We start from the raw sequence: 5,024 nt of genomic DNA, 5'->3' as shown, positions 1-5,024 counted from the left end.
AAAGACATCTTCCAGAACCTGATGCATTAGCGTCCCAAGTGTCATTCCATCCAGTGTCTCAGGCGCCCAGCTGAGGTCCTTTGCGCCAAGTTCATCCAGCAACCAGCCAAGGGGGCTGACCAGCAGTGTCTCCAACCGTGAGGGAGAATGCGGTAGCGGTGTGCCGTCCGGTGCGTTTCGTAGTCGTAGCAGGTCGAAGCCGGGCTGTTCTGTGGTGCCAAGTCCGCGCTGGATATGGAGCATGCCGCTTTCTGGCAAGGCAGGCGCGCCGCCAAGCGGGACAGGGGTGGGTTTAATGGCTGCCACCGGTAATTCTTCCGGCTGGGTCGAGCGCATGTCCTGGACAAGATCGGCGGGTTCCTCGGCGCCCAGCATTTGCGCGATCAGTGCCAAACCCGTCGAAGGAGTTAAAAGATCGCCGCGCAAATCCATCGCCGGGACCAGCATTGTTAATCCTTCGGTCGCTGCGCTCAGCTGGCGGCGGAAGAGTTCCAATCCACGGGCAAGCCTCTGCTGGCGCCCCTCCAATCGCAGGCCGCTGTCGCGGATCATAGCGATCTCGCCTTCGGTGAAGAACGGGTCTGATCCTGGCAGACGGGGCCAGTGACGTCCCGCCATGCCCAGCACAACCAGTTGGCGTACCGAACGCCAAGGAAGGGCAGTTTCGGTGAAAAGGGATACGCCTTCGACAAATCGGTCATACCCTTCCGAGGCGATGAGGTTTGGCGCTGCGAGGCGGCGCAGAAGTGGCCAGTCGATGGAGTTGCTCGTGACGGATTTCAACGCCGCAATACGTGGGTACAGCTTGGCCTCGGGTGCAGCCTGAGCAATGGCGCCGAGCCGGGCAAAAAGTTGTTCGGGGGTGCTGCAGGGGCGCAAGGCGTCGAGTAGCTCGCGCGGTGGGCCGGACAGGTTTGACGCAGTTTGCGACCAGCCACGGTCGATCACTTCGCGTGACATCTTGCGCCCGGTCTCTGCCGGCCAGGGCATTCCGGGTGCGATACACAGGGAGGCGAACGCTGTGCGCGATGTGGGGCCGCTCAGTAGGACCAACAAAAGCGAGAGTACTTCGCCCGGCCCGTCACGGATCACTGGTTGGGCGGGCAGCCCAGAGAGCGGCAGTCCGACCCGGTCAAAGGCCTCTTTCAGGGCCAGTTCGTAGGTGGGGCCGTCCGGGACAAGCAAGCCGATCTCGCCTGGGTGATCCGCACGGCCATCGTCCAGGTGGGATTGCGCCAAAGCAGCCGCGCATTCGGCCTCCTCGCGCGGGTCTCGCAGCCCGTAGCAGGTAACGGATGTGTCCGATTTGGCTGTGTCAGAGCGCAATCCGAAGCAATCCTGAAGATGGCGCAACGCGGTTCCGTCGTTAGCTAAGCGAGTTACTGGCGCATCATTTGCGCAACCATGATGTGCACGAAGAGCATTGGCCAATGAGGCCTCGGCCGGAGAAGCAAAGATGCATTCCTCACCGACCAGTGGTAGCGGTTCCAGTGCATCGGATGCGGCGCTATTCATGATATGCCGCCAGGTGTTCAATGGGTTGGGCAGAGATTCGAGGTCGTGCCATAGATGGCGTAGCGCAGTTAGATGGGAGCGGGCACGCCCTTCGGGGAGAGCGTCAGTCACGACGTCAGCTGGATCAAGTCGTGGCGTCGCATGGGCAAGCGCCAGGAGCCCAGCCTTGATTGCACGCGCAGTCTCCTCTGGTGCGGCGGAGAAGCTTTCGGACCATGGTGCACCGGGGCCAAGGTGCTCGACGATGCTTGGTTCGGGCACCTTGGGGGCAAGGTAGACTTCGGCGAGCAAATCGTCTGTCACGTAGCGCAGCGCGTTTGTTTCTGGAGAGCGGGTCATCAGGGGGGCGATGCGCATTGTATACCTTTTCGAATTGTCAAAGGTGCGTTGGCACCAGGATGGGCCTGCGGCCAGACTTAATTTGTTTAGGGGACGGCAAGATCAGGAAGCGAAGGAGCAAATACCTGACGATCAACGCCATCAGAAGCCGAAACGCCTGCGCTTGATTGTTGGCGGCGGCCGTCTTTGTCGAAGCGTCGGCGTGCTCAGTTGCCTGGAAAACGCTGAAACCTATCAGCTCAAGAGACTTGTAGAGGTCTGGGGTGTCAGTTTGAATTGCCGTCACGATTAACAAAGAAAAATTGTATTGGTGTTTACTTGAGTGGATTACACTACCACAAGGCGAGCAAACCCAAGGAAGGCCAACTTGTCAACCGCTGTTCACTGTGGCTACCCTCCCGGAAGGGAGGGCAAATTAGCCCATGATATTGCTCTTCCAGAATGACATACTGGTGAAGAAAACCCTCAAATTCTCAGAAAGTGCGCTGATTATCAAAGATATAGCTGTTCTCGGGAGGTGCCCCCGATTCAAAAGCTCTGTCAAATCAAGTTTACCCAAGGGGTCAGCAAACAAGATTGTGCCATTGTCCATCAGCCATGGACCAGTGCTGGTTGGCGTTATGTCCGAGCCTGGCCGTGTTTCATTGCTGTGACCGACGGCGGCTCCAGGAGCGATCCAGCTTGGCTACCACCTTCGTGTTTACATAAACCCAAGGCCGGTAGTTCAGCCGATGTAGGTCTGGAACCGATATTTCCCCGGTCTTGCGACGCGTATTGAGGCGCACACGACCAATTTAGGGAGCAAGATTGCTGCCTTTTACTAAGGCTGCACAGAGGTAGTGAAGACTTTCAACTTGAACGCGTGATGAAAGAGCATCCTGCGCAAGCAAATCCTCGGTCAGATAGCCATGGAACTTCTCGAATATCAGATTTGGCGAATGCTCAAATAAATCCACAGCCTCATTTGATGATAGTCGGGCAAGAGCTTGATGTAGCGACATTTCAGCGTCTCCTACATCTACTATGAGGAAGCCATCATACTGCTCGACCTCAAATCCGACGGCGCCCAGTGCCAAGGCCAATGTGGTCGATTTGACAGTTCCGCAACGGGTTGCGAGAGCGTGCGAGGCTTGTCCGAGTTCCGCGATAGCTGCACCTGAGAAACCCCAGCGCCGAAAACTGCTGCGAGCCTCTTTGAGTAGCCCTAAAGCGACTTGGTCCATGTAGGCCGGTTCAAAATCGCCCTCGAAGACTTCAAACATCTTTTCAATGACGCGATCATGGATCATTCCCGGGTCGCCACCAAACAATGGGGGAACGCCAGCCTTTGCAGGTTTCACAATGATGACTTTTTCCAGATCATGGATTTCTTGGGCTACCCATCTGCGCCCAGAGAAAATCAGAAGCATACCCGGAGACAGGATGTTCTCAATAGGCAGCGTCCCAAGCTCTTTTCCGTCTGCTACAAGGCGGAACTCTTCGGGCGTCTTGAACACAGCATAGAAACTGTAGTGCTCGACCAGGCGCTCTCCCGTCGCTCCCAGCAACAGAAGACCGTCGGAAGATTGTTCGATCAGACCGGCTTCAGCTCGTCCCATCGCCCGGAGAATATCCAGAAACAATTCCGTGCCCACCTGTCTGAACGGTCCTTCCTGACATAAAAGGCGATAGAGCCTGCTTGCTTGGGCCCCTCCGCGTTCAGCGATGACGGAAAGAACTTGGTGAACCAGTGTTGATAAGTGGAGTGCGTCCGGTCTCGGTGGTTCGCACCACCCCTCGAGCAACAGTTCGATCATCGCAATGGACCGGACTAAGCCGAGCCTGAGCTGATCTACAAAGCTGCTTTTGCTATCGAGCCTTGCTTCAATTGCATATTGGCGTAGGATCGCAGGCTGTCCTTCACGGCGCCCAGACCGCCCCAGCCTTTGTCGTAAAGCCGCTACACTGAAAGGAGCTCCGACTTGGGCGACACAGGTGACATCGCCTATGTCGATCCCCAGTTCCAAAGTCGAGGTGCAAACCGCTGTGGTCGGTTGATTTGCGTCTTTCAGCCGCTTCTCAACGAAATCCCGGTGTTCGCGGGAAAGGCTGGCGTGGTGCGGGTAGAACTCCTGCGGCAGGTGGGATTTCTCACAAAGCTCTCGCAGCCGATCTGCATATATTTCGACATGGTCACGTCTGCCTGCAAAAACGAGGTTGTCGCTGCCACGCAAGTGCTGGAACAAGTGCTCAGAGACAGCATCCGTTGCCGAAGGTGTGTTTTCACCTTCACCACCAGACACATATCCCCGCAATTGCAAGAGAAGTTCGGCCTCTCCTCCCTCGGCTTTGATTAACTTGACAGCATCGGCGTTGTCCGGCCGCATGTAAGCCCTGGCCATGTTCATATCACCAAGCGTTGCTGACAAGCCGATACGACGGATTGGCCGCTTCACAGCAATTTCCAGGCGGGTCAGTAGTGAGCGCATTTGCAGGCCGCGCTCACTGTCCAAAACGCTATGTAGCTCATCGATCACAACGGCCCGCGTCGCGCCAAAGAGGCGTGGAATTTCGAGGCCGCGCCGGACGAACAATGCCTCAAGGGATTCAGGTGTGATCAACAAAATGCCTTTTGGCGATTTCATTGCGCGGGATTTCACACTGCTGGAGACATCACCATGCCAAGGATAAGCCGGCAATTCTGCGTCACGGCAGAGATCTTCAAGCCGCATGGCTTGATCAGTAATCAGGGCCTTGAGAGGGCCGATGTATAGTAGATCAAAGCCACTAACTTCGGCTGGATGGTCCAAAACCTGTGAAATCAACGGCAGAAATGCAGCCTCTGTCTTTCCTCCCGCAGTTGAAGCCGAGATGATGACATCGCGGTCACTGCCCGTAACCGTGTGAACCGCATCCGCTTGTATTTGGCGTAACTCACGCCAGCCTTTCGAACGCACCCATTTCTGAACGGGGTGTGCGAGCTTATCGAAAGCAGTGGTCATCGTGCTAAGTTACAGCCGGAAGCTGACGAGGTCGTCATTGTCCTCGGTTGGCAGCGATCCGGTAGCTTCGTCGATGTCACTGAGGTCATCTCCTTGATCGTCAGCGACCTCAATCTGATCAATCAGGTCAGACCACATCACTCCTGGGTTTTGTTCCAGAACCGCAAGTAGGTTTACAAAGGCGGTGAC

2 protein-coding genes and 1 pseudogene are annotated in these 5,024 nt (G+C 56.3%); all 3 read right to left on the bottom strand.

All coding sequences use genetic code 11. The annotated features are described in order from the left end of the window. On the bottom strand, positions 1–1,872 hold a 1,872-nt coding region (locus tag A2I95_RS25795; protein ID WP_291734514.1), incomplete at its 3' end, for a hypothetical protein. A gap of 776 nt (positions 1,873–2,648) precedes the next feature. Then, positions 2,649–4,835: a DEAD/DEAH box helicase gene (locus A2I95_RS25790; RefSeq protein ID WP_291734512.1), complete on the bottom strand. Its 2,187-nt coding sequence runs from the start codon at positions 4,833–4,835 to the stop codon at positions 2,649–2,651. A gap of 9 nt (positions 4,836–4,844) precedes the next feature. Continuing rightward, positions 4,845–5,024, bottom strand: a pseudogene (locus A2I95_RS25785) (ATP-binding protein); the annotation flags it as partial.

The sequence above is a fragment of the Leisingera sp. F5 genome (genome assembly GCF_001593695.1).
This window is presented reverse-complemented; position numbering and strand designations above follow the sequence as displayed.

Bases quoted from the DNA above. Each gene is read 5' to 3' on its own strand.
- A2I95_RS25790 (WP_291734512.1), bottom strand. From the start codon at position 4,835: ATGACCACTGCTTTCGATAAGCTCGCACACCCCGTTCAGAAATGGGTG.